The organism is Cupriavidus sp. WS (assembly GCF_000395345.1).
Lineage (GTDB): Bacteria > Pseudomonadota > Gammaproteobacteria > Burkholderiales > Burkholderiaceae > Cupriavidus > Cupriavidus basilensis_B.
Window position 1 is genome coordinate 1 of record NZ_AQPL01000090.1, and the last position, 20,583, is coordinate 20,583.

Genomic DNA, 20,583 nt, shown 5'->3' on the forward strand with positions numbered 1-20,583 from the left:
GCGCGCCGGCGGCGGCCGGCCTCAGCGGTTCGCCGGCGGCGCCGGCAGCGCGGCGAGGCCGTCGAGCAGCGCCTTGTGGAAGGCCTGCGGGTCCTGCATCTGCGGCGCGTGGCCCATCTCGGGGAATTCCACCAGCTTCGCGTTGGGCAGCGCCGCGAGCGTCTGCCGGGCCAGCTCGGGGTAGTTGCCGACCCTGGCGCGCACGTCGGGCGGCGCGACGTCCTTGGCGATGGCGGTGGTGTCCTTGTCGCCGATCAGCAGCAGCGTCGGCGTCTTCAGCGCGCCCAGCTCGTAGACCACCGGCTGGGTGAAGATCATGTCGTAGATCAGCGCCGAATTCCACGCCACCTGCTGCTTGCCCGGGCCGCGGTTCAGGCCGGCCAGCATCTGCACCCACGGCTCGTAGTCCTGGCGCCACGTGCCCGAGTAATAGGTGGCCTGCTCGTAGCTGCGGATCTTGTCGGCGCTGGTGGCCAGCTCGCGCGCATACCACTGGTCGACCGACAGCGAGGGCACGCCCTTGGCCTTCCAGTCTTCCAGCCCGATCGGGTTGACCAGCGCGAGCTGCGCGGTCTGCTGCGGATACATCAGCGCGTAGCGTATCGCCAGCATGCCGCCGGTGGAGTGTCCGATCACCACCGCCTCCTTGACGCCGATCGATTCCAGCAGCGCGTGCGTGTTGCGCGCCAGCTGCTGGAACGTGTACTGGTAGCGCGCCGGCTTGCTGGACTTGCAGAAGCCGATCTGGTCCGGCGCCACCACGCGGTAGCCCGCGGCGCCGAGCGCCTTGATGCTGCCCTCCCAGGTCGCCGCGCAGAAGTTCTTGCCGTGCAGCAGCACCGCGGTGCGCCCGTTGGGATGCGCCGGCCGGATGTCCATGTAGGCCATGTGCATGGCCTCGCCCTGCGAGGTGAAGTCGTATTGCCGGACCGGCGCGGGGTAGTCGAAGCCCTGCAGCTCGGGGCCGTAGGCCGGGCCTTCGTCGGCGGCGAGCGCGGGCGCGGCGGCGGCGATAGCCGCCGTGCCCAGCAGGGGAAGCAGGAATTGGCGTGACAGACGCATGACAGGAAATCCTGGCGAAGAAAGGGGGAAAAAACGGGCAGGCAGCGGACGGGCGGTGCGGCTACCGGATCGGGCCGCGCCGCCGCGGCAACGGCATCGTAGCGGAAAGCCGCCGCGGCTGCAGCGCGGCCGGTGGCGGCTCCGCCACCTTGGAGCCGCTACTGCCCGCGGGGTTCCCGAGCGCCCGCGCGCGCGCATGGCGCGGCATTCCCCGCTGCGGTGCTTCGCGGCGGCCGTCAGCCGCGCCCGGGACGGGCCTCGCCGCGCGCGTCGGGCGGCGGCGCCGGGAACCAGCTGCGCACGGTGTCGTAGGGATAGCGCGTGAGGCCGGCGTGGCGCGCCTGCGGCGCCAGCAGGTGCACCGACAGCGGCTCGGCCCAGCCCCAGAAATCGGCGCGCAGCGCGGGCGGGAAACCGGCATCGTCGAAGGCGTGCCAGAGCTGCACCAGCCACAGCTCGCGCCCTTCCTCGTCGAGCAGCAGCGGCAGGCCGGCGCCGGCCTGCAGGTGCGCGTGGTGCTGGCTGTAGTACAGCGGCCCGCCGCACGACTCGACCACGAAGTCGGCCACGCGCGAGGCCACGCACTCGAAGCAGTTGCCGGCGCGCGCGAACAGCGGCGTGAGCCGCAGCCGCCGCATGTGATGCATCACCAGCTCGCGCAGGCCGCTTTCCTCGCAGATCGCCAGCAGGCGGTGCGGCGGCTGCGGCAGGACCGGCAGGCAGCCCGCCGGCGCCTCGCGCCGGCCCGGCTGCGCCTCGGAGACCGGCCAGTGCAGCGTCAGGTAGCAGGCCCGCGTGCACGGCACCCAGCGGGCGCCGGACGGCGATGATGTCGATGACGGCAATGTCGGCGATGTCGGCGATGTCGGGGAAGGCGATGCGGGCGCGGCGCGGTGGTGCGGATCCATGAGCGTGTCGGGATTGTGGTCCGGTTTGTCGGCTATGGTGCTGGCTCTTGTGTCGGTTATGGCTGGTTATATATTGCCGTATATAACGGTAGACATGCCAACGCAATTTCCATGCCGTGGCCAGAAAAACGACGGCCTGCGCGCGCGCAAGCGTCGCCATCGCGGCGTGACAGGTCGGGTGAGCCGCGTCCGCTACTCGGCTCCGAAGCACATGGCGTAATCGGAACACACGCCGCAGCTCGGCGCCTTGCACAGGAAGATCTCCTCCTGCTCGCACAATTGCTTGTAGAAGAACTTCTTCCACTTCATGTCGTGCGTGTTCTTCGCCGCGAGCCGCGGGAACCAGCGGCCGATCAGCGCGGACAGCTCGCGCCGCGACGGCAGCAGCAGGTCCTGCCACAGGTGGTTATCGCCGAGGCTGGCGCAGGCCAGCGCATGGGCCACCTGGTTGGCTTCCTCGGCGGGCCCGGCGGCGGGATCGGCGTGCGCGTTGAGCAGCGCCACCAGGTCGTCGAACTCGTCCAGGCGCGCCCCGGCGCGGCTGGCGCCGGCCAGCGCGTCCCAGGCCAGCCCCAGCGCCAGGTCCGCGCCCGGAAACCAGCGCGCCAGCAGCCGGCGCGTCTGGCCGGCATCGAGCCCCGGCAGCGGCAGCAGGCCGGTGCCGCCGCGCGCGAAGCCGGCCGACAGCACGCCGGCCAGCGCCAGCGCGGTGGGATCGTCCCGGTCCGCCGCGCATGCCATCAACACCGCCCGATAGTCCATGACCGGCTCCTCGCTCACAACGCGGCGGCGGCGGCGTGCGTGTAGCACTTCTTCGGGCAGATCTTCGCGCACGCCGTGCAGCCGATGCACAGCTCCTTGTGCGCGATGGTCATGACTTTCTTCTCGTACTCGTCGTCCTCGTCGTCGTCGCCGGCCAGCGCGATGTGCTCGCCGTCCTCGTCCAGGCCGACCAGCTCGAGCACGCCGCGCGGACAGACCCGGAAGCAGCGGCCGCAGCCGATGCATTTTTCCTCGTCGAGCGCGGCGACGAAGGTCGGCGTCCAGATGGCGCCGCTGGGCAGGGTGACGCTGAACATGTCGCTCATGGCGGTTCTCCGTTCTCCGTTCTCCGTGGGCGGGCGCGTGGCTCAGGCCGCCGCCGCCGCGGCCTTGCGCGCCGCCATCAGCGCGGCGTGGGCGTCGTGGCAGCGCTGCGCCACGGCGAGGATCTGCTCCCAGTTGGTGGGCAGCTCCTCGGACAGGTCGTGCAGGTCCATCTTGGCCTGCGTGGCCTGCGCGTTGAGTTTCTTCAGGCGCGCCTTGAGTTCGTCGGCTTCGGTGCTCATGGTGGTCTCGTTCCTCTCGTTCCTTTCGTTCCGCCTTCAGGCGCCGTAGCGGGCCACGGCCGGATAGGCCTCGATCATGCCGATCGCCTCGTCGAGGAACCTGCCGCCGGCGTCGGCCAGCTTCTCCAGCGACGGGAAACCGAAGCGGTGCACGTCGCGCAACTGCTTGTTGACCACCACCAGCCGGCCAGCCAGCAGCACCAGGCGGCCGAAGCCCTCGTGGCTCATCTTCATCATCGGCGAGACCATCTGGCCGGTCTGGCGCTCGATGGCCACGGCGATGGCGCTGTAGAAGATTTCCAGCCGCCACAGCGTCTCGGGGTCGGGGTCGCCCATCAGCGGAATCGCGCGGCGCTCCTCGGGGGTCAGGATGTAGGGCTTGAGCAACTGCATGTCGCTCTTGCCGTCCCACGCGCCGTGGGTGTCCTGCGCGCGCAGCTGCTTGACCAGCTGCTGCACGAACGGCGTGGCGAGCAGCGCCGCGTCGGCGGTGGCGGCAGGATTGGCGGTGGGCGCTTCGATGCTGGCGTCAGCCATGAGATACCTCGTCGTCTTCGAAATCGTGGGCACGCTCGCCGTCCTTGGCCAGCGCCTTGCGCAGCCACGGCGGCGGCGTGCCCTTGAGCACCTGCTGCAGCCGGCCGAGGATGTCCTCGATGCCCTCGGGCTGCGGCACCTTGATCGGGTGGATCTTCAGCGCCACCACGCGCGCCGCGCCGGAGCCGCCGATGGCGGCCACGTAGAGGATGGCGCAGTCCTTGATGGCGTCCAGCTTTGGCGCGAGCTTGTCCTCGTCGCCGTCTTCCTCCAGCTTGCCGCCGAAGTCGAACGACTCGACGAAGCGGTAGCCGTGCGGCGTGACGTCGTAGGTGACGATGCTCTTGGCCCAGCCGAAGTGCGCATCGACGTACTGCTTGTCCTGGGTGGCGAACGCTATCTTCATGCTCAGTGCTCCTTGGTGTGGATCGGGTAGCCGTTCAGGGATCCGCTCGGGTATCCACTCACGCGCCGGCGGCGACGACCGGAATGTCCACCGCGCGCGCCGGGTCGCGCGCGGCGAGGTCGAGCGCCGCCTGCGGCAGCGGCCAGTCGCCCGGGTGATGGTGCGCGATCTGCTCGATCATCAGGTTGGCGACCTCGAAGATCAGGTTCATGGTGCCGCGGTAGCCGACCTGGCGGCGATGCGCGTTGCCGACGCGGTCGAACAGCGGAAAGCCCGCGCGCAGCAGCGGCTTGCCCAGGCGCGCGGCCATCTGCCGGCCGTGCGAATGCGTGATGAGCAGGTCGCAGCCGGCGGCGGCGCGCTCCATGTCCTCCAGGTCGCCGAGCACCACCTGCTGCGCCGGCAGCAGCGCGTGCGCCGCCGACTGCGTGGTGCTGACGCAGCAGCACAGCTCGGCGCCCATCTCGTGCAGCAGGCCGCCGAGCGCCAGCAGCAGGTCGGGCTCGGCGCCGATGGCGACCTTGATGCCGCCGGTGTAGAAATGGCCGTCGAGCATGGCGTCGAGCAACTGGCTGCGCTGGCGCCGGTACCTGGCCGGCACCGGCCGCCCCGAGAGTTGCGCGAGCCGCTCCAGCAGGCGGTCGTTGGCCTCCAGCCCGGTCAGCCGCGGGAAGATCTCGAACCCGGTGCCCGCGATCGATTGCAGCGCCTCGGCCGCCTCGCGGGTCTGCTCGCCCACGCCGATGGTGAAGGCCGAGGCGCCGGCCGCGCGGATCTGCGCGAGCGTGGTGCCGCCCAGCGTGGTGCCGCGCCAGTCGGGCGCGATGTGCCCGTCCAGCGAGCCGGAGATGTCGGGCAGCACGATGGCCTCCAGGCCGAACGCCTCGACGATCTCGCGCAGCTCGTCGATGTCGCCCGGCGACAAATGGCTGCCCGGCAGCAGCGTGACCTGCCCGGCCGCGACCGGCAGCGGCCTGACCAGCGCGCGCACCACCGCGGTGACGGCGTGCTTGTAGCCATCCTCGAACGCGCCCACGTAGTCGGGCGTGGAGACGTAGACGATCTCGGTGTCGGCCAGCTCCGGCTTGCGCTGGCGCGCCGTGACCAGGTAGCCCTCCACATCGTCGCCCTTGGTCTCGGTCAGGCCCGTGGAGCAGATGGCGATGATGCGCGGCGCGGCGCGCTTGCGGATGTTGAGCAGCGCCGCCTCGATGTTCTCGTAGCCGCCCAGGATGGTGGTGACTTCGTTCATCGCCGTGGTCTGCAGCGGGATCGCCTCCTTGAAATGGCGCACCAGCAGCACCAGCCCGAACGAGGTGCAGCCCTGCGAGCCGTGCATCACCGGCATGCAGGCATCGAGCCCGAGGAAGGCGAAGCTCGCCCCGAGCGGCTGGCTCATCTTGAGCGGATTGACCGCGCAGGCTTTGCGGGATTCGACGACTTGGGCCATGCTGGCTCCTGGCGGTGGCGGCGCGGCCTTCAGGCCGGCACGGCGGCGGGTTGTGGAGCAAATTGCGGGGCAGATTGCGGGACCGGTCGAGCGCCGGGCAGCGCGCCCAGGGTCTCGCCGTCGTCGCCCCACGGCGCCGGGATGCGCACCTGCTGCCACACCGGGTTGTGGATCGCGCGGTCGATCTCGTGCACCAGCTCGACGATGCCCTCGTAGCCGGCGTACGGATGGTGGCGCTCCTGGTTGATGTCCAGCCACGGCATGCGCGCCTTGAGCGCGACGAACTGCGAGCGCCCGCCCGAGAGCATGATGTCGGCGCGCGCCTCGCGGAGCATGTTGTACATCTCGCGCGGCGTCATGTCGTCGATCATGTGCGCGTCGTCGCCCATGATCTCCTTGATCTTCTGCTTGTCCTCGGCGGTGCTCTTCTTGATGCTGGTGCCGACGATCTCCAGCCCCGCCTCCTGCAGCGCCGCCACCACCGACCACGACTTCACGCCGCCGGTGATGAGCAGCACGCGCTTGCCGGCCAGGCGCTCCCGGTACCGCGCGATGCGCTGCCAGGCGCGCGCCTCCTCCGACGCGATCAGCCGCTCGGTGCGCGCCAGCAGGTCGTCGGGCGCGCCCTGGCGCACCAGCAGCGCGGCGATCTGCCGCAGCGTGTCGCTCATGTCGCCGATGCCGTAGAACGAGCCCTCGAAGTAAGGGATGCCGTAGCGCTGCTGCATCTTGGTGGCGATGTTGATCATCGACTTCGAGCACACCATCATGTTGACCCTGGCGCGGTGCGCGCCGGCGATCTCGCTGTAGCGGCCGTCACCCGAGATGCACGACAGGATGCGGATGCCCAGCGCGTCGAGCAGCGGCTTGGTCTGCCACAGCTCGCCGGACAGGTTGTACTCGCCGATGATGTTGATGTCGTAGGGCGTGGTGTAGTCGGGCTCGCGCGTGCCGATCACGTAGTCCAGGATGGCCTCGCCGCCAAGCTTGTTGCCGAGGTTCTTGGGCCCGGCGAAGCCCGGCGCGTTGACCGGGATCACCGGCTTGCCGAACTTCTCGCTGGCGCGCTTGCACACCGCCTCGATGTCGTCGCCGATCAGCGCGGTGACGCAGGTCTGGTAGACGAACACCGCCGGCGGGTCGTATTTCTCGATGATCTCGCGCACGCTGCGGAACAGGCGCTTCTCGCCGCCGTAGATCACGTCGAGCTCGTTGATGTCGGTGGTGAAGCCGGTGCGGTAGAGCTGCGAGCCGGACGACGCCGCGTGGCGGTTGTCCCAGGCGTTGCCCTCGCAGGCGATCGGCCCGTGCACGAGGTGGGCCACGTCCACCACCGGCTGCAGCGCGATCTTGGCGCCGTCGAACGCGCAGCCGCCCGCGGCCGCGCCGGGCGAGAGCTGCTTGGTGCAGCCCTTCTTGCGCTCTTTCTCGCTCTTGCCCTGGTTCTTGTCGCAACCGGGCTCGTCGAACACTTCGGCGATCTTGGCTTTCAGCGAAACTGACATGACGGGCTCCTTGCCGGTACGTACCCTTGCACTGGCAATTTCCGTACCACGCGCAAAGCGCCACAAAACCGACGCAGCGGCCACATGACAGTCAGGAAGACACGCGCCGGCACTGGTGTCTTGGCGCGTTTGAATGGATTGCGACAAAGCATTCGCGACACAGCGCCGGCGGCGCGCGCTCAGCGCCGGTCCGCGTTTTCGGCGCCAGTGCCCGTGCCGACCCCGGCACCAATCCCCGCCTGCGCGATGGCCCGCGCGCGCGCTTCCAGCAGCGCGTCCGGCTGTGCGGGCTCGCGCACGGCGAGATAGGCGGCCAGCGCGCGGCGCAGGCTCGGCGCGCGCTGGTAGACGGCTTCGGCGTGGCCCGGGTAGGCGGCGTAGTCGCAGCAGCACACGGCCAGCAGCTGCTCGAAGCGCTCGGGCCGCGCCTCGGCCTCCACGCGCTCGAGCAGCGCGGCGATGGCGCCGGCGCGCAGGTCGCACGCGCGATGCACGCGGTCGCACTCGGCCACCGCCAGCAGCGTCAGGTCGAGCGCGTCGGCGGGCAGCGCGATGCGCCGCGCCAGCGCGGCCAGCAGGATCATGCCGCGCGCGCCGTGCCCGGGATGGCTCGGCCACACCGCCGGCGGCGTGCGGCCCATGCCGATCTTGTGCAGCAGCGCCGCCAGGCGCACCGCCAGCGGCGCGTTGCGGCGCGCGGCCTGGGCCAGCGCGCGCAACTGGTGCTCGCCGACGTCGAGCGGCTCCGGCCCGTCGGCGCCGTGCGGCACGCCGAACAGCGCGTCGAGCTCGGGCAGCAGGCGCTTGAGCCCGGCGCAGCCGCGCATGGCCGCGAAGAAGCCCAGCGGATACGGCGCCATCAGCGCGCGCGCGAGCACCTGGCCGCGCTGCGCGGGCGTGAGCCGCTCGATGGCGTCCATCTGCACCGCGCTCACCATCAGCGCCTGCTCCGCCACGCCGAGCGTGGCGGCCTCGCTCTGCGCCGCCAGCAGCGCCAGCCGGATCAGGTCCTGCGCGGTGATGGTGGCCACGGCGCGCGCTCAGTTGTCGTCGGCCAGCACGTCGAGCGCCACCAGTTGCGCGTGCAGCGCGCGCCGCGCGCGCCAGTTCGGCGCGCCGGCCAGGCGCGGGTCGGCGCCCTCGAAGGCGCCGACCGCGTCGCGCTCGTTCCAGTAGATGCAGGCGCCGCCGCGCGCGTCCAGCGCCGCCGCCAGCGCCGCGCGCTCGCTCACCGGCTCGCGCCGGAACACGCCGCGCCCGAGCAGGTGGTCGGCGCGATAGAGCGGCGTGTCCCAGCCATGCTCGGCGCCGAGCGCGCTGATCGCCGGGTATTGCGCGCGCGCCGGCTCGCCGGGCTGGTGGCCCAGCAGCGCGAGCAGCGCGCGCGCCGTGGTCTGGTCATGGATTTCCCGGCGCGACAACGGATCGGACGCCGCCACCTTGCGGGCGAAGTCCTCGTCGTCGTAGGCAAACCAGGCCCGCGGCACGCCGCCGGCCGGCAGTTCGACCACATAGATCACGGCACGCTCCCAATGCTGTTTACCCTGCCCCGCCCTACTCCACCCCTTCGGCCGCGGTCTTGGTCCAGATCGCGCGGCGGATGCGCTGCGCGATGCCGGACGGGCTGGCGTCGAACGCGCGCTGCGCGGCCGCCAGCGCGCCCTGCGCGATGGCGGCTTCCGCGTGCGTCAGCGGCACGCGGCCGGCCATGTGCGTGGCGCCCGGCACCGCGCGGGCGATGCCCTGCCGGTTCGGGTGCTCGAGCACCGGCACCAGGCGGTCGGCCTCGCGCGCGCCGGCCAGGCAGACCCAGCCGTCGATCACCTCGACCTTGCGGCCGTCCTGCGTGAGCTTGACCAGCACCGTGTCTGCCATGACGGCCTCCCTGCCTCAGCGAATGATGTCGTAGCTGTAGTCGGTCTGCGCGGCGACGATGGTGTTGGCATCGAGCGTCTCGAAGAACTCGTCGAGCAGCGTGACCAGGATCCGCAGCGCGCCGTCGTAGCCCCAGGTGGGGTAGCGGTGGTAGTGGTGGCGGTCGAAGATCGGGAACACCATGCGCACCAGCGGCGTCTTGGTGTCGCGCTCGAGGTACTTGCCGTAGGTGTTGCCGATCAGGAAATCCACCGGCTCGGTAAACAGCAGCGAGCGCAGGTGCCACAGGTCGCGCTTGGGGTAGGCCTTGCAGCCGGCGCCATAGGGCGAGGCGTCGAACAGCGCCTGCACCTTGGCGGCCCAGGCCTCGTTGCCGTTGGTCGCCAGCACGTGGGCCGGCTCGGCGCCGAGCTCCAGCAGGAACTGCGTGTAGCCCAGCATCTGGTCGGGGTCGCCGTACAGCGCGAAGCGCTTGCCGTGCAGGTGGGCCTGGCTGTCGGCCATCGCGTCGACCAGCTGGCCGCGCTCCTTTTCCAGTTGCGCCGGGATCGGCTTGCCGGTCACGCGCGCGATCTCCATCAGGAAATGGTCGGTGCCGGCCACGCCGACCGGCGCGTTCAGCACCACCACTTCCTGGCCGTGCTCGGCGATGAACTTGCTGGTCTTCTCGCAGCAGTATTCCTGGAACACGAAGGTGGCCTTGGCGTGCAGCGCGCGCTCGACCTCTTCCTTGGTGGTGCCGCCTTCGTACATGCGGAACTCGCCGTCGGTCGGGGTGTTCCAGGTCTCCGACGGGTCGCAGATCACGTTGACCTGCACGCCGAACAGTTCGAAGATGCGGCGGATCTCCTTCATGTTGCCGACCACGTAGCCGTCGAAGCCGCCGATGAAGTTGACGCTCTCGTCGGGCACGCGCGCGAGCGGCGCGGTGGTGCCGGCCTTGCCGTCCCAGAAATGCTTGAGGATGCCGAGCAGCGCGTTGTCGTAGCCGGTGACGTGGCTGCCGACGAAGGCCGGCGTATGCGCGAACGGCACGTCGTAGTCCTCCGGCACGCTGCCCTTCTGCTTGCTGTTCTTGATGAAGGCGTCGAGGTCGTCGCCGATCACCTCGGCCATGCAGGTGGTGGAGACCGCGATCATCTCGGGCTTGTACAGGCTGTAGGCGTTGGCCAGGCCGTCGATCATGTTGTTCATGCCGCCGAACACGGCGGCGTCCTCGGTCATCGAGGAGCTCACGCACGAGGTGGGCTCCTTGAAATGGCGCGAGAAATGCGAGCGGTAGTAGGCCACGCAGCCCTGCGAGCCGTGCACGAAGCTCAGCGTCTTGTGAAAGCCGTTGGCCACGTAGACCGCGCCGAGCGGCTGGCAGGCCTTGGCGGGATTGACGGTGAGCGAGTCGCGCGCGAAATTCTTCTGCTTGTAGTCCTCGGTCTTGGTCCACTCGACGATCTGCTTGACGGTCTCGTCGGCGTGGTTGAACTCGAAGTTTTCCTTCTTGGTGCGGAAGATCTCCTGGTATTCCGGCTCGCGGAACAGCAGTTCGTGGTCGAGGATCTTGTCTGCGGATTGCGGCATGGGGTACTCCTGATATGCGGTTGCTGTGGATGCGGCGCGCGCGGCCGGCGGGCGCCGGCCGCGCAGGCTCAGGCGGCTTTTTTCCAGGGCGCCTTGGCCAGGCCCCACACCGGGCTGGAGATCGCCATGTCCATGTCGCGCGCGAAGATGGCGAAGCCGTCGTAGCCGTGGTACGGGCCCGAGTAGTCCCAGCTGTGCATCTGGCGGAACGGCACGCCCATCTTCTGGAACACGTACTTTTCCTTGATGCCCGAGCCGACCAGGTCGGGCTGGACCTGCTCGACGAACTTTTCGAACTCGTAGCCGGTCACGTCGTCGTAGATCAGCGTGCCGTCCTTCACGTAGTGCGTGGTGCGCTGGTAGTCGTCGTTGTGGCCGAACTCGTAGCCGGTGCCGACCACCTCCATGCCGAGGTCCTCGTAGGCCCCGATCACGTGGCGCGGGCGCAGCCCGCCGACGAACAGCATCACCTTCTTGCCCTGCAGGCGCGGCTTGAACTTGGCGAGCACCGCGTCCATCAGCGGCCGGTACTTGGCGATCACCTTCTCGGCGTTGGCCTTGATGGTGTCGTCGAAGTGGCTGGCGATCTCGCGCAGGCTCTTCTCGATCATGGTCGGGCCGAAGAAGTTGTATTCCACCCAGGGAATGCCGTACTTCTCCTCCATGTGCCGGCTGATGTAGTTCATCGAGCGGTAGCAGTGCAGCACGTTGAGCTTGGCCCGCGGCGTGTTCTCCAGCTCGGCGATCGAGCCGTCGCCCGACCACTGCGCGATCACGCGCAGGCCGATCTCCTCGAGCAGGATGCGGCTGGACCAGGCGTCGCCGCCGATGTTGTAGTCGCCGATGATGGCCACGTCGTAGGGTGTGGAGACGAAGTCCGGGCGCTTGTCGGGGTCGGCCTTGTCGAACACCCAGTCGCGGATGGCGTCGTTGGCCAGGTGGTGGCCCAGCGACTGGCTCACGCCGCGGAAGCCCTCGCAGCGCACCGGCACGATGGTGTGGCCTTCATACTGCTTGCTCTTGCGCTTGGAGACCGCCTCGATGTCGTCGCCGATCAGGCCGATCGGGCATTCGCTCTGGATCGAGATGCCCTTGTTCAGCGGGAACAGTTCCTGGATCTCGTCGATGATCTTGTCGAGCTTCTTGTCGCCGCCGAAGACGATGTCCTTTTCCTGGAAGTCGGAGGTGAACTGCATCGTCACGAAGGTGTCGATGCCGGTGGTGCCGATGTAGTAGTTGCGGCGCGCGGCCCACGAATACTGGCCGCAGCCCACCGGGCCGTGGCTGATGTGGATCATGTCCTTGATCGGGCCCCACACCACACCCTTGGAGCCGGCATAGGCGCAGCCGCGGATGGTCATCACGCCGGGCAGCGACTTGATGTTGGATTTGACGCCACAGTCGGGCTTGCCGTCCTCGAAGGTGCCCAAATGCTTGGCGCGCCGCTTGGCCATCTTTTCGGGATAGGCCTTCAGCACTTCGTCGATCAGGGCCTTGTTCGCGGCCTTGCGCTCTTCAACGGTGGCGCTCATGGAAATACTCCGTAAGTAGATTGAGATTGCCGGGCGGGCCGCCTGCGCGGCCCGCCGCGCGGGTCGTTACGCGACCAGTTCCTGGGCCGACTTGCCGACCTGCGATTCGTCGACGGCCTTCATGATCCCGTGCTCCATCAGCAGGTCTTCGAGCTGGTCCATCGTGATCGGGGTCGGGATGGTGCCGTTGCCGGCGTTGTTGTGGATCTTGGTGGCGAGCTGGCGGTACTCGCCGGCCTGCTTGGAGTCCGGCGCGAACTCGAGCACCGTCATGCGGCGCAGCTCGGCGTGCTGCACGATGTTGTCGCGCGGCACGAAGTGGATCAGCCTGGAGCCCAGCATCTTCGCCAGCGCCTCGGCCAGCTCGAGCTCCTTGTCGGTCTGGCGCTCGTTGCACACCAGCCCGCCCAGGCGCACGCCGCCGCTGTTGGCGTACTTCAGGATGCCCTTCGAGATATTGTTGGCCGCGTACATGGCCATCATCTCGCCCGACATCACGATGTAGATCTCCTGCGCCTTGTTCTCGCGGATCGGCATGGCGAAGCCGCCGCACACCACGTCGCCGAGCACGTCGTACGAGACGTAGTCCACGCCGTCGTAGGCGCCGTTCTCCTCGAGGAAGTTGATCGAGGTGATGACGCCGCGCCCGGCGCAGCCGACGCCCGGCTCCGGACCGCCGGACTCCACGCAGCGGATGTCCTTGTAGCCGATCTTCATCACGTCCTCGAGTTCGAGGTCTTCCACCGAGCCGGCCTCGGCGGCCAGCGAGAGGATGGTGTCCTGCGCCTTCGCGTGCAGGATCAGGCGGGTCGAGTCCGCCTTGGGATCGCAGCCGACGATCAGGATCTTCTGGCCGAGATCGGTCAGCGCCGCCAGCGTGTTCTGCGAGGTGGTCGACTTGCCGATGCCGCCTTTGCCGTAGAAGGCGATTTGCCGAAGTTGAGACATTGCAGTTCTCCAATCAGGAAGAAGGATTGATACCAAGGTTGCGTAGCCGCGACCATGTCAGCCTGTCGTGCCTGTATGGGTCTTATTCTGTCGAGTCACGCCCCGGCCGGACCAGTGTCCGCGCAAGCCCTCAACAGCAGCTTCCATGCCATGCGCGCGCGGCGCCCCGCCGGATGCGTCCCGAATGTCCGCGAACGGCGCGGCAGCGCGGCTTTGCGGGATGCCGCGCGCGGCCGGCGCCGGCGCGCGCGGGCTTGTCGGGAACCCGACAAAGCGTGCGAACTTCGTCGCGAACGGCACTGCCCGGACGCGCCGCGCGCGCGGCCCCATGCGCCAATGCGTGCCGCATGCGCGGTTTCCCGGGCTGGTACGGTTATTGCGGAAATGCCGTGCCATGAACACACCAGCAACCCGACCCGATCCCGCCGCGCAGCCCGCGCAACCGACGCCGGCCACGCAGCCGACGCAGCCCGCGGCGCAACGCGCGCGGCCGACGCACTACGAGCGCCTCGGCGGCGACGCCGCGGTCGCGCGGCTGGTCGACGCCTTCTACCGCCACATGGACACGCGCGCCGACGCGCGCGGCATCCGCGCCATGCACGAGCCCGACCTGTCGCCGACCAAGGCGGTGCTGGTGAGCTACCTGTGCGAATGGCTCGGCGGCCCGCCGCGCTATTCCACCCAGCACGGCCATCCGCGCCTGCGCATGCGCCACGCCGGCTTCGCCATCGGCGCGGCCGAGCGCGACGCATGGCTGGCCTGCATGCGCGCCGCGCTCGACGAGACCGGCGCCGATGCCGCGCTGCGCGACGAACTGATGCCCGCCTTCTTCAAGATCGCGGACTGGATGCGCAACCCCCGAACCTGATTCCGCCCCGACCCGAGCCACCCGCCCATCACGCTTTCCACCGACAAGGACCCGCCATGCCCGCCACGCTTGCCCGCAAGGAGATCGACGACACCGCGTTCGCCCGTCTCGAACACGAAGGCCGCCTGCTCAACCCGCTGCTCAAGGCCCCCACCGGCAAGTCCGGCCGCTTCGGTTTTCGCGGCGAGCTCGCGCTGCGCTTCGCGCCCAGGCTCGCCGACGAGGCCCGCCCGCCCGAGCTGACCTGCGACCAGGTGATGGCCGTGGCCACCATCGGCGAGAAGCAGCTGCCGTTCTTCGCCGGCTACCTGCTGAGCTTCGAATACCTGAAGGACGTGGCCGAGGTGCTCGGCGACACGCTGACGGCCGGCGGCAAGTACTTCCTGTTCTGCGACAACATCGACCTGAGCAGGAAATACCAGGTGCCGTACAAGGGCGCGATGTTCTACGTGCTGCCCATCTTCGAGTCCACCGTCTACAACGAGATGCTCGAACTGCTGTACCTGGAGAAGAACGACCTGAAGAAGCGCGACACCGCCGGCAAGCTCGACGCGGTGGCCGACGCCGCGCTCCGCTTCGACGTGACCTTCGACACCATCACCTACGCCGAAGGGCTGGAGCTGATGGGCCCGGTGCGCAACCCCAACGAGAACCGCCCGGTCTGATCCCCCGCGGGCGCCGGCCGCCTTGGCCCGGCGGCGCCTTCCGACCCACGCCAGACAGCGAGACGCCACCATGATCCCGTCCACCGACACCGCGCTGGCCGTCGCCGGCCGCGTCATCGAGGCCACCGCCGAAGCGGCCGGCGCCGGCGTGCCGCCGGTCATCCCCGCGGCGCTCGCCACGTGGCTGGCCTATCACGACTTCCCGGACCTGCACGCGCGCGCCGCCAACGGCGACACGCCGCTGATGCGCGCGGCCTGGCGTGGCGAGGACGCGGTGGCCGCGGCGCTGCTGGCCTACGGGGCCGCGCCCGGCGCGGTCAACGACGACGGCAACGGCGCGCTCTGGTTCGCCTGCCTGCACGGCAACCCCGTGACCATCGTGCGCCTGATCCAGGCCGGCGCGCCGATCGACCACGCCAACGACGACGACATCACCTGCCTGATGCAGGCCGCGGCCAGCGGCCGGCTGGAGGTGCTGCAGATCCTGCTGGCGCACGGCGCCTCGGCCAACCTGTACGCGCCCGACGGCCGCAGCGCGCTCGACATGGCCGCCGAGCGCGGCCTGCAGCTGCTGCGCGCGGCGCGCCGCATGGCCATGCCCGCGCTCGACGCCGCGCTGCGGGAAGCCTGAGCGAAACCGCCCATGAGCCATATCGTCTTCTATGGAAAACCCGGCTGCGGCGGCAACGCGCGGCAAAAGGCGCTGCTGCGCGCGGCCGGCCACACGCTGGAAGTGCGCGACCTGCTGCGCTGGCCCTGGACCGGCGAGGCGCTGCTGGCCTACCTGGCGCCGCTGCCGGTCGGCGCGTGGTTCAACCGCGCGGCGCCGCGCGTCAAGTCCGGCGAGGTGGTGCCCGAGAAACTCGACGCCGGCGCCGCGCTGGCCCTGCTGCTGGCCGAGCCGCTGCTGATCCGGCGCCCGCTGATGGCGCACGGCGAGCGGCGCATGGCGGGCTTCGACGTCGCCGCCGTGCACGCATGGGTCGGGCTCGGCGCCGACGCCCCCGCCGCGGACCGGCCGCTGGAGGGCTGCGCGGCGGCCGTGGGCCACTGCGCCGCGCTGACCGATGCCGGACCGAAGCGACCCGAATGAATCGCATGAATCCCATGAATCGCGTTGAACGGAGTTGACGATGCCGCTGTACGACTATCTTTGCCAGGCCTGCGGGCACCGCTTCGAGACGCTGGTGCGCGCCGGCGCCACGCCAGCCTGCCCGCAATGCGGCGGCACCGCGCTGGACAAGCAGGTCAGCGCGCCGGCCGCGCCCGGCAAGAGCAAGGCCATCGTCGCCGCCGCGCGCCGGCAGGCCGCGCGCGAAGGCCACTTCAGCCAGTACAGCGCGGCCGAGCGCAACAAGCTGCTGCGCTAGGCCGGCCGCCGTGCGATCTCCGCGTGGCTGCCCGGCCCGTCGCTGCCCGGCCGCGCGCCGGCCGCCAGCAGCCGCGCGTTCAGCGCCAGCGCGAACTCGCGCCACGCCGCCGCCAGGTCGAGCACGATGGCGCGCTGCAAGGCCGCGTCCGGCCGATGCTCCTCGGGAAAACCGGACAGCGCGCACGCGCTGCCGTTGAAGGCCAGCGCCGCGTCCATGAGCTGCCGGTTCCAGCCGTCGAAGACGGCCAGCAGCACCGGCGTCAGTGCATGCCGGCCGGCCTGCGCCGGACCCGCGCGGCCGGCGCCGAGCCCGGGCAGCAGCGTGTCGAGCGCGTCCAGCGCCTCGCTGTAGACCTGCTCCGCGGTGGCCAGCAGCGCGCGCTGCGTCGGCTGCTGCGGCTGCTGGCTCGACAGCAGCCGCTCCAGGTGCTGGCGGTAGCGCGAGGGCGCCTGCTCGCGGCGCGCCGACACGCAGGCGGCGAACGCCGCGCGCGCCTCGGCCGCACTGTCCTCATTGCCGTCATTGCCCGCATCGTCGCCGGCGCCGTCCGCCGCCGGCGCCAGCGCCCGCGCGATGCGCGCCGCCGCTTCCAGCGCGCCTTCGAGGTGGCCGGCACCATGCGCGGCGCTCTCGCTGCCGCCGAAATGCAGCCGTCCCGACCAGTGCGCCAGGCGCAGCCCGGGATCGGCCTGGGGCAGCGCCGCCGGGCCGGCGCGGTCGGCGCGGCTGCAGGTCCACGGCTCGTCGGCCCAGTCGAGCAGATGCTGGCGGCCGCCGTGCTGCGCCTCGGCGCCGTACAGCTGGGCCAGCTGGCTCTCCACCAGCAGCGCGGTGCCGCGCCGGAACTCGGCGCGCTGCGCCGCGCCGAGCGCGACGAAGCCGCCCAGCGCGCCGGCCTCGGTGGCGTCGTCGCTGGCATCGAACACCTCGCCCAGCATGGCCTGGGCATGGCGCACGAAGGCATTGCCCGAATGCCCCGCCTGGCGCCAGAACGGGCGGGCGTAGGTGGTCACCACCTTGGCCTGCGCCGCCATCCAGGTCGGCGTGGCGGCGAGCATGCCGGCCAGCGCCGCGGGCAGCGGCGGCTCGAAGGCGACGCGCTCGTGCGCCAGGCGCGGCGGCAAGGCCAGCACCACGTGGCGCGCGCGCAGCAGGCGCGTGCCGCCGCCTTCTCCACCTTCGGGCCCCAGTTCGAGTTCCAGTTCGACGTGGGTGCCGCGGTCGCGCAGCCGGCGCAGCGCGCTGCCGGTGCGCAGGCTGCCCGCCGGCAGCGCGTCGGCCAGCGCCGCCACCAGGCGCTGCGCGCCGCCGGCGATGCGGCGCGCGCCGGCATGCACGCCGCCGGGCGCCATGCGCCGCTCGGGCGCGCGGTCCGGGTCGGTGAGCCAGAGCGCGTCGCCGGGGTCGTGCTGGGGCCGGCTGGCCAGCCCGAGCTCGTCGAGCAGCGCGGCGACGCGCGGCTCGGTCTCGGGCCAGAACCACGCCGGGCCGAGGTCCAGCATCTGTCCGGTGGCTTCGCAGCGCCGCGACAGCGCGCGGCCGCCGAGCCGCGCGCGCGCCTCGACCAGCACCAGCGAGCGCCCCCGCGCGTGCAGCGCGCGCGCCAGCGCGAGGCCGCACACCCCGGCGCCGACGATGGCCACGTCGGCCAGCAGCGCTTCGACCCCGGCCACGGCGCGGCTCAGACGAAGCTCAGCAGCTCGACCGTCACCGGCTCTTCGCCCAGCACCGCCTGGCAGGCCAGGCGCGACTTGGCGCCGACGCCGACGATGGTGTCCAGCTTCTCGTTCTCGCCGCGCTGGATCTTCGACAGGCTCTTGCGCCCCTCCTGCACGAAGACGTGGCAGGCGCCGCATTCGGCCTTGCCGTCGCACTTGTGCGCGATGGGCTCGCCGCTGGCGAGCAGCGCCTGCAGCAGCGTGGCGCCGGCGGCCACATCATAGGTCTTGCCGGCGGGCAGTACGGTCAGTGCGGTCATGATTTCGGTTTCTCCGGTTGGTTTGCGATGCATGAAAAAGCGCCGGGCGCCGCTACGCGGCCAGGGCGGGCCGCAGCGCGGCCACCAGCGCGTCGGCGAACGCCGGCAGCGGCATGGCGATGCGGGCGATGCCCTGCTCTTCCAGGAAGCGCGCCTCCATGCGCGTGGGCGCGTCGGGCAGCACCGCCCAGTGCGCGCCGGACGAGCGCTTCATGATCTGGCGCGCGAAGCTGCGCGTGAGCTGGTCGTCGAAGCGGCAGCCCAGGAACAGGAAGCCGCGCCCGCCGCGCCAGGCCTGCACGGCCGGCGGGATCGGGGTCTGGATGTCGATCTCGGTCAGCACCTCGACGTAGTCGCTGTCGGACACCAGGTAGTTGGCGGCCGGCGCGTGGCCGCCGATCGGCTTGTACAACAGCGCGCCGGCGGCGGGCACGTCCGGCAGCGGCTCGCCGTGCGGGCCGTAGGCGCCGAACCACGTGCCGAAATGCTCGGCCTGCGACAGGCCCTGCACCTGCGCCCAGCCGCCGCGCGGGCGCGCTTGCGCCAGCGCGGCGGCGAAGGTGTCGTCGTACCAGGTGTCGACCCACAGCCCCGCGCCGCTGGCGGCCAGCGCCAGGTGCAGCGGCGACGGCGACGGCGTGGCGGCGAAAGCCTCGTTCAGCAGGTTGACCACCGACTTGCGGTGCTTGAAGTTCTCGATGAACTGCGCGGCCTGGGTGAGCCGCTTGCGGATCTTGTGCGGCACGCTGATGCGCGCGGTCAGAAGCTCCGCCAGCGCCACCGGCGTGGCCGGCACGGCCGCGTCGGCGCACAGCGCCAGCAGCCCCGGACCGAGGTAGGGAATGATGGCGCCGGCGTTCAGGTGGCGGGCGATCTGATCGATGTCGGTTGGGTCAATGTCGGCGGGCATGTCCGGACCTCAGAGATAGATGGCGGCGCCGGCACCGACGTTGGTCGCGGTGTCCTTGAGCGTCTTGACGATGTACTTGACCTGGCTGGCGTCGAGCTGCGCGTGCAGCGGCAGCGCCAGCGCGCGGTCGCCGATGCGCTCGGTGTCGGGCAGCAGGCCGCGCTTGTGCGCGGCCGCGTCGCCGGTGTTCATGTAGTGGAACTGCTGGTGCAGCGGATGGCTGTAGGGCGCGGTCTCGATGCCGCAGGACCGCATGTCGTCGATCATCTGCGCGCGCGCGCTCTGCGTGAAGCGCTTGCCCAGGTGCACCACGTAGAGCATCCAGTGGACTTCCTCCACGTCCTCGGCGAGGTACGGCGGCTTGATGCCCTCGAAGCTCTGCATCTGCTCCTGGTACCAGGCCTCGACCTGCTTGCGCCGCGCCAGCCGCTCGTCGAGCCCGGCGAGCTGCGCCAGCCCGAGCGCCGCGGTCAGCTCGCTCATGGCGCCCTGCAGCGGCACCCGCGCGCCGACCGAGACCGAGGCGCGGTCGGCCACCCGGCGCTGGCGCAGGTAGCGCAGCTCGTGCGCGAGCCGCTCGTCGTCCGTGACCAGCATGCCGCCCTCGCCGGTGCACAGCGCCGACGGCGCGGAGAAATCGAACACCGCCACGTCGCCGAAGGCGCCCACGCCGCGCCCCCTGTAGCGCGAGCCGAGCGCCTCGGTGCTGTCCTCGATCAGCGCCACGCCGTGCGCGTCGGCCAACTCGCGCAGCGGGCCCCAGGCGGCCGGATGGCCGTTGGTGTTGCCGGCCAGGATGGCGCGCGTGCGCGGGCCGATCCTGCGCGCGGCCTTCTCGGCGCTGAGGCAGCCGCTCCAGTAGTCGATGTCGGCGAACACCGGCGCGGCGCCGGCCAGCGTGACGGCATGCGCGACCTGATGCCAGGTGTGCGCGGCGCACACCACTTCGTCGCCGGGGCCGATGCCCAGCGCGCGCAGCGCGATCCAGGTGCCGGCGGTGCCGCTCGCCACCGCCACCGCGTGGGCGCGGCCGGTCCAGCCGGCGAAGGCGCGCTCGAACGATTCGCGCATGGGCCCGTCGCTCCAGCGCGCGGATTGCAGCACCGCGCCGACCAGCTCGGCTTCGCGCGCGCTGCAGTCGGGCTCGCTGAGGGAAATGGCGTCGATTTCCATGTGCGGCCTAGTCCTGCGTCAGGATCAGCGCGTCGGCCTCGTCGGGCCGCTGCGTGACGGACCAGCAGTGCCCGTTCGACGCCGCCAGGTAGACGCTGCGCGCGCCCAGGCGCAGCGCGGCGGTCTCGTCGCGCATGTCGAGCGCGTCGACCAGCAGCGCGCGCACGCCGGGATGGCGCGCGCGCCACTGGGCGGCGGCGTCGCGCAGCGTGGGCGCCGCGCCCACCAGCTCGGCGGCGGCGCGCAGTTGTTCGGTGCTCAGGCCCATCTCATTCCTCCTTGCCGGCGATGCGCCTGGCCTCGACGGTGATCGGCAGCGGCGTGTCGGCCGCCATGACCGGCAGCTCGAGCTGCCAGCCGTTGGCCAGCGTGACCAGGCCGCCCCACATGCCGGGCTGCGCCATCGCCACGATGGGCTCCTCCAGGTCCTTCTTCGGCACGTAGGCGCTGAGCGCGCCTTTGCTGTCCTTGCGGATCATCACTTTCATGG

General features: G+C 70.8%; 27 protein-coding genes. 6 read left to right on the top strand and 21 right to left on the bottom strand.

Annotated features, from left to right (window positions below):
* Positions 1–21: 21 nt before the first annotated feature.
* The gene (locus K206_RS0108965) at positions 22–1,062 is read right to left on the bottom strand and encodes an alpha/beta fold hydrolase (RefSeq protein WP_020202077.1); all 1,041 of its coding nucleotides are present in this window, start codon (positions 1,060–1,062) and stop codon (positions 22–24) included.
* A 236-nt stretch (positions 1,063–1,298) separates the two neighbouring features.
* Positions 1,299–1,868 (bottom strand): hypothetical protein, encoded by a 570-nt coding sequence (locus K206_RS44275; protein WP_020202078.1) that lies wholly within the window; start codon positions 1,866–1,868, stop codon positions 1,299–1,301.
* Between K206_RS44275 and K206_RS42740 the strand changes: the two genes are divergently transcribed.
* The gene (locus K206_RS42740) at positions 1,858–2,190 is read left to right on the top strand and encodes a hypothetical protein (RefSeq protein WP_155888008.1); all 333 of its coding nucleotides are present in this window, start codon (positions 1,858–1,860) and stop codon (positions 2,188–2,190) included. The genes K206_RS44275 and K206_RS42740 overlap by 11 nt on opposite strands.
* On the opposite strand, the gene K206_RS0108975 is transcribed toward K206_RS42740, so the two are convergent.
* From K206_RS0108975 to nifH, 13 genes are all read right to left on the bottom strand, one after another.
* The gene (locus K206_RS0108975; protein WP_020202079.1) at positions 2,163–2,732 is read right to left on the bottom strand and encodes a nitrogen fixation protein NifQ; all 570 of its coding nucleotides are present in this window, start codon (positions 2,730–2,732) and stop codon (positions 2,163–2,165) included. The genes K206_RS42740 and K206_RS0108975 overlap by 28 nt on opposite strands.
* A gap of 14 nt (positions 2,733–2,746) precedes the next feature.
* Positions 2,747–3,058: a ferredoxin III, nif-specific gene (gene fdxB, locus K206_RS0108980; protein ID WP_020202080.1), complete on the bottom strand. Its 312-nt coding sequence runs from the start codon at positions 3,056–3,058 to the stop codon at positions 2,747–2,749.
* Between the two features lie 42 nt (positions 3,059–3,100).
* Positions 3,101–3,298: a CCE_0567 family metalloprotein gene (locus K206_RS0108985; RefSeq protein WP_020202081.1), complete on the bottom strand. Its 198-nt coding sequence runs from the start codon at positions 3,296–3,298 to the stop codon at positions 3,101–3,103.
* A gap of 36 nt (positions 3,299–3,334) precedes the next feature.
* Entirely contained in the window at positions 3,335–3,835 is a 501-nt protein-coding gene (locus K206_RS0108990; protein ID WP_020202082.1) for a NifX-associated nitrogen fixation protein, read from the bottom strand.
* Positions 3,828–4,241 (bottom strand): nitrogen fixation protein NifX, encoded by a 414-nt coding sequence (gene nifX, locus K206_RS0108995; protein WP_020202083.1) that lies wholly within the window; start codon positions 4,239–4,241, stop codon positions 3,828–3,830. Before nifX ends, K206_RS0108990 begins: the two co-directional genes overlap by 8 nt.
* 58 nt (positions 4,242–4,299) lie before the next feature.
* Positions 4,300–5,691 (bottom strand): nitrogenase iron-molybdenum cofactor biosynthesis protein NifN, encoded by a 1,392-nt coding sequence (gene nifN, locus K206_RS0109000; protein WP_020202084.1) that lies wholly within the window; start codon positions 5,689–5,691, stop codon positions 4,300–4,302.
* A 29-nt stretch (positions 5,692–5,720) separates the two neighbouring features.
* The gene (gene nifE, locus K206_RS0109005; protein WP_020202085.1) at positions 5,721–7,196 is read right to left on the bottom strand and encodes a nitrogenase iron-molybdenum cofactor biosynthesis protein NifE; all 1,476 of its coding nucleotides are present in this window, start codon (positions 7,194–7,196) and stop codon (positions 5,721–5,723) included.
* A 179-nt stretch (positions 7,197–7,375) separates the two neighbouring features.
* On the bottom strand, positions 7,376–8,227 hold the full coding sequence (locus K206_RS37845; protein ID WP_020202086.1) for a hypothetical protein: 852 nt from the start codon (positions 8,225–8,227) through the stop codon (positions 7,376–7,378).
* 9 nt (positions 8,228–8,236) lie between these two features.
* A complete protein-coding gene (locus tag K206_RS0109015; protein WP_020202087.1) occupies positions 8,237–8,716 on the bottom strand; it encodes a hypothetical protein in 480 nt (159 codons plus the stop codon).
* Between the two features lie 34 nt (positions 8,717–8,750).
* Positions 8,751–9,071 carry a hypothetical protein gene (locus K206_RS0109020; protein WP_020202088.1) on the bottom strand — a complete coding sequence of 107 codons (321 nt, stop codon included), beginning with the start codon at positions 9,069–9,071 and terminating at the stop codon, positions 8,751–8,753.
* A gap of 15 nt (positions 9,072–9,086) precedes the next feature.
* Complete coding sequence (nifK, locus tag K206_RS0109025; protein WP_020202089.1) at positions 9,087–10,646, bottom strand: nitrogenase molybdenum-iron protein subunit beta; 1,560 nt, start codon at positions 10,644–10,646, stop codon at positions 9,087–9,089.
* Positions 10,647–10,714: 68 nt separating this feature from the next.
* Positions 10,715–12,178, bottom strand: coding sequence for a nitrogenase molybdenum-iron protein alpha chain (nifD, locus tag K206_RS0109030; RefSeq protein WP_020202090.1), 1,464 nt, complete (start codon positions 12,176–12,178; stop codon positions 10,715–10,717).
* A 66-nt stretch (positions 12,179–12,244) separates the two neighbouring features.
* Positions 12,245–13,126, bottom strand: coding sequence for a nitrogenase iron protein (gene nifH / locus K206_RS0109035; RefSeq protein WP_020202091.1), 882 nt, complete (start codon positions 13,124–13,126; stop codon positions 12,245–12,247).
* 394 nt (positions 13,127–13,520) lie between these two features.
* Between nifH and K206_RS0109040 the strand changes: the two genes are divergently transcribed.
* The 5 genes from K206_RS0109040 (at position 13,521) to K206_RS0109060 (ending at position 16,029) form a co-directional block, all read left to right on the top strand.
* Positions 13,521–13,994 (top strand): group II truncated hemoglobin, encoded by a 474-nt coding sequence (locus tag K206_RS0109040; protein ID WP_020202092.1) that lies wholly within the window; start codon positions 13,521–13,523, stop codon positions 13,992–13,994.
* 56 nt (positions 13,995–14,050) lie between these two features.
* On the top strand, positions 14,051–14,659 hold the full coding sequence (locus K206_RS0109045; RefSeq protein WP_020202093.1) for a hypothetical protein: 609 nt from the start codon (positions 14,051–14,053) through the stop codon (positions 14,657–14,659).
* Positions 14,660–14,729: 70 nt separating this feature from the next.
* The gene (locus tag K206_RS0109050; protein ID WP_020202094.1) at positions 14,730–15,290 is read left to right on the top strand and encodes an ankyrin repeat domain-containing protein; all 561 of its coding nucleotides are present in this window, start codon (positions 14,730–14,732) and stop codon (positions 15,288–15,290) included.
* Between the two features lie 12 nt (positions 15,291–15,302).
* A complete protein-coding gene (locus K206_RS0109055; RefSeq protein WP_020202095.1) occupies positions 15,303–15,752 on the top strand; it encodes an ArsC/Spx/MgsR family protein in 450 nt (149 codons plus the stop codon).
* Positions 15,753–15,792: 40 nt separating this feature from the next.
* Positions 15,793–16,029, top strand: coding sequence for a zinc ribbon domain-containing protein (locus K206_RS0109060; RefSeq protein WP_020202096.1), 237 nt, complete (start codon positions 15,793–15,795; stop codon positions 16,027–16,029).
* On the opposite strand, the gene K206_RS0109065 is transcribed toward K206_RS0109060, so the two are convergent.
* From K206_RS0109065 to nifT, 6 genes are read right to left on the bottom strand one after another with little or no spacing between them, the layout of a single operon-like run.
* Positions 16,026–17,705: an FAD-dependent oxidoreductase gene (locus K206_RS0109065; RefSeq protein ID WP_020202097.1), complete on the bottom strand. Its 1,680-nt coding sequence runs from the start codon at positions 17,703–17,705 to the stop codon at positions 16,026–16,028. The genes K206_RS0109060 and K206_RS0109065 overlap by 4 nt on opposite strands.
* Before the next feature lie 8 nt (positions 17,706–17,713).
* A complete protein-coding gene (locus K206_RS0109070) occupies positions 17,714–18,010 on the bottom strand; it encodes a 2Fe-2S iron-sulfur cluster-binding protein (protein ID WP_020202098.1) in 297 nt (98 codons plus the stop codon).
* A 52-nt stretch (positions 18,011–18,062) separates the two neighbouring features.
* Positions 18,063–18,920 carry an SIR2 family protein gene (locus K206_RS0109075; RefSeq protein ID WP_020202099.1) on the bottom strand — a complete coding sequence of 286 codons (858 nt, stop codon included), beginning with the start codon at positions 18,918–18,920 and terminating at the stop codon, positions 18,063–18,065.
* A 9-nt stretch (positions 18,921–18,929) separates the two neighbouring features.
* Positions 18,930–20,093 (bottom strand): DegT/DnrJ/EryC1/StrS aminotransferase family protein, encoded by a 1,164-nt coding sequence (locus K206_RS0109080; RefSeq protein WP_020202100.1) that lies wholly within the window; start codon positions 20,091–20,093, stop codon positions 18,930–18,932.
* A 7-nt stretch (positions 20,094–20,100) separates the two neighbouring features.
* Positions 20,101–20,361 carry a hypothetical protein gene (locus K206_RS0109085; protein WP_020202101.1) on the bottom strand — a complete coding sequence of 87 codons (261 nt, stop codon included), beginning with the start codon at positions 20,359–20,361 and terminating at the stop codon, positions 20,101–20,103.
* Position 20,362: 1 nt separating this feature from the next.
* Positions 20,363–20,581 carry a putative nitrogen fixation protein NifT gene (gene nifT, locus K206_RS0109090; protein WP_020202102.1) on the bottom strand — a complete coding sequence of 73 codons (219 nt, stop codon included), beginning with the start codon at positions 20,579–20,581 and terminating at the stop codon, positions 20,363–20,365.
* Between the last annotated feature and the right edge of the window lie 2 nt (positions 20,582–20,583).

What these genes read in the sequence shown, in the direction of transcription:
- nifE (WP_020202085.1), bottom strand. Translation starts at nt 7,196, where the DNA reads ATGTCAGTTTCGCTGAAAGCCAAGATCGCCGAAGTGTTCGACGAGCCC.
- K206_RS0109020 (WP_020202088.1), bottom strand. Translation starts at nt 9,071, where the DNA reads ATGGCAGACACGGTGCTGGTCAAGCTCACGCAGGACGGCCGCAAGGTC.
- K206_RS0109080 (WP_020202100.1), bottom strand. Translation starts at nt 20,093, where the DNA reads ATGGAAATCGACGCCATTTCCCTCAGCGAGCCCGACTGCAGCGCGCGC.
- fdxB (WP_020202080.1), bottom strand. Translation starts at nt 3,058, where the DNA reads ATGAGCGACATGTTCAGCGTCACCCTGCCCAGCGGCGCCATCTGGACG.
- K206_RS0109060 (WP_020202096.1), top strand. Translation starts at nt 15,793, where the DNA reads ATGCCGCTGTACGACTATCTTTGCCAGGCCTGCGGGCACCGCTTCGAG.
- nifD (WP_020202090.1), bottom strand. Translation starts at nt 12,178, where the DNA reads ATGAGCGCCACCGTTGAAGAGCGCAAGGCCGCGAACAAGGCCCTGATC.
- nifH (WP_020202091.1), bottom strand. Translation starts at nt 13,126, where the DNA reads ATGTCTCAACTTCGGCAAATCGCCTTCTACGGCAAAGGCGGCATCGGC.
- K206_RS0108990 (WP_020202082.1), bottom strand. Translation starts at nt 3,835, where the DNA reads ATGGCTGACGCCAGCATCGAAGCGCCCACCGCCAATCCTGCCGCCACC.
- K206_RS0109085 (WP_020202101.1), bottom strand. Translation starts at nt 20,361, where the DNA reads ATGGGCCTGAGCACCGAACAACTGCGCGCCGCCGCCGAGCTGGTGGGC.
- K206_RS0109070 (WP_020202098.1), bottom strand. Translation starts at nt 18,010, where the DNA reads ATGACCGCACTGACCGTACTGCCCGCCGGCAAGACCTATGATGTGGCC.
- K206_RS0109045 (WP_020202093.1), top strand. Translation starts at nt 14,051, where the DNA reads ATGCCCGCCACGCTTGCCCGCAAGGAGATCGACGACACCGCGTTCGCC.
- K206_RS0108975 (WP_020202079.1), bottom strand. Translation starts at nt 2,732, where the DNA reads ATGGACTATCGGGCGGTGTTGATGGCATGCGCGGCGGACCGGGACGAT.
- K206_RS0109040 (WP_020202092.1), top strand. Translation starts at nt 13,521, where the DNA reads ATGAACACACCAGCAACCCGACCCGATCCCGCCGCGCAGCCCGCGCAA.
- nifN (WP_020202084.1), bottom strand. Translation starts at nt 5,691, where the DNA reads ATGGCCCAAGTCGTCGAATCCCGCAAAGCCTGCGCGGTCAATCCGCTC.
- K206_RS0108985 (WP_020202081.1), bottom strand. Translation starts at nt 3,298, where the DNA reads ATGAGCACCGAAGCCGACGAACTCAAGGCGCGCCTGAAGAAACTCAAC.
- nifT (WP_020202102.1), bottom strand. Translation starts at nt 20,581, where the DNA reads ATGAAAGTGATGATCCGCAAGGACAGCAAAGGCGCGCTCAGCGCCTAC.
- nifK (WP_020202089.1), bottom strand. Translation starts at nt 10,646, where the DNA reads ATGCCGCAATCCGCAGACAAGATCCTCGACCACGAACTGCTGTTCCGC.
- K206_RS0109055 (WP_020202095.1), top strand. Translation starts at nt 15,303, where the DNA reads ATGAGCCATATCGTCTTCTATGGAAAACCCGGCTGCGGCGGCAACGCG.
- K206_RS0109075 (WP_020202099.1), bottom strand. Translation starts at nt 18,920, where the DNA reads ATGCCCGCCGACATTGACCCAACCGACATCGATCAGATCGCCCGCCAC.
- nifX (WP_020202083.1), bottom strand. Translation starts at nt 4,241, where the DNA reads ATGAAGATAGCGTTCGCCACCCAGGACAAGCAGTACGTCGATGCGCAC.
- K206_RS0108965 (WP_020202077.1), bottom strand. Translation starts at nt 1,062, where the DNA reads ATGCGTCTGTCACGCCAATTCCTGCTTCCCCTGCTGGGCACGGCGGCT.
- K206_RS0109050 (WP_020202094.1), top strand. Translation starts at nt 14,730, where the DNA reads ATGATCCCGTCCACCGACACCGCGCTGGCCGTCGCCGGCCGCGTCATC.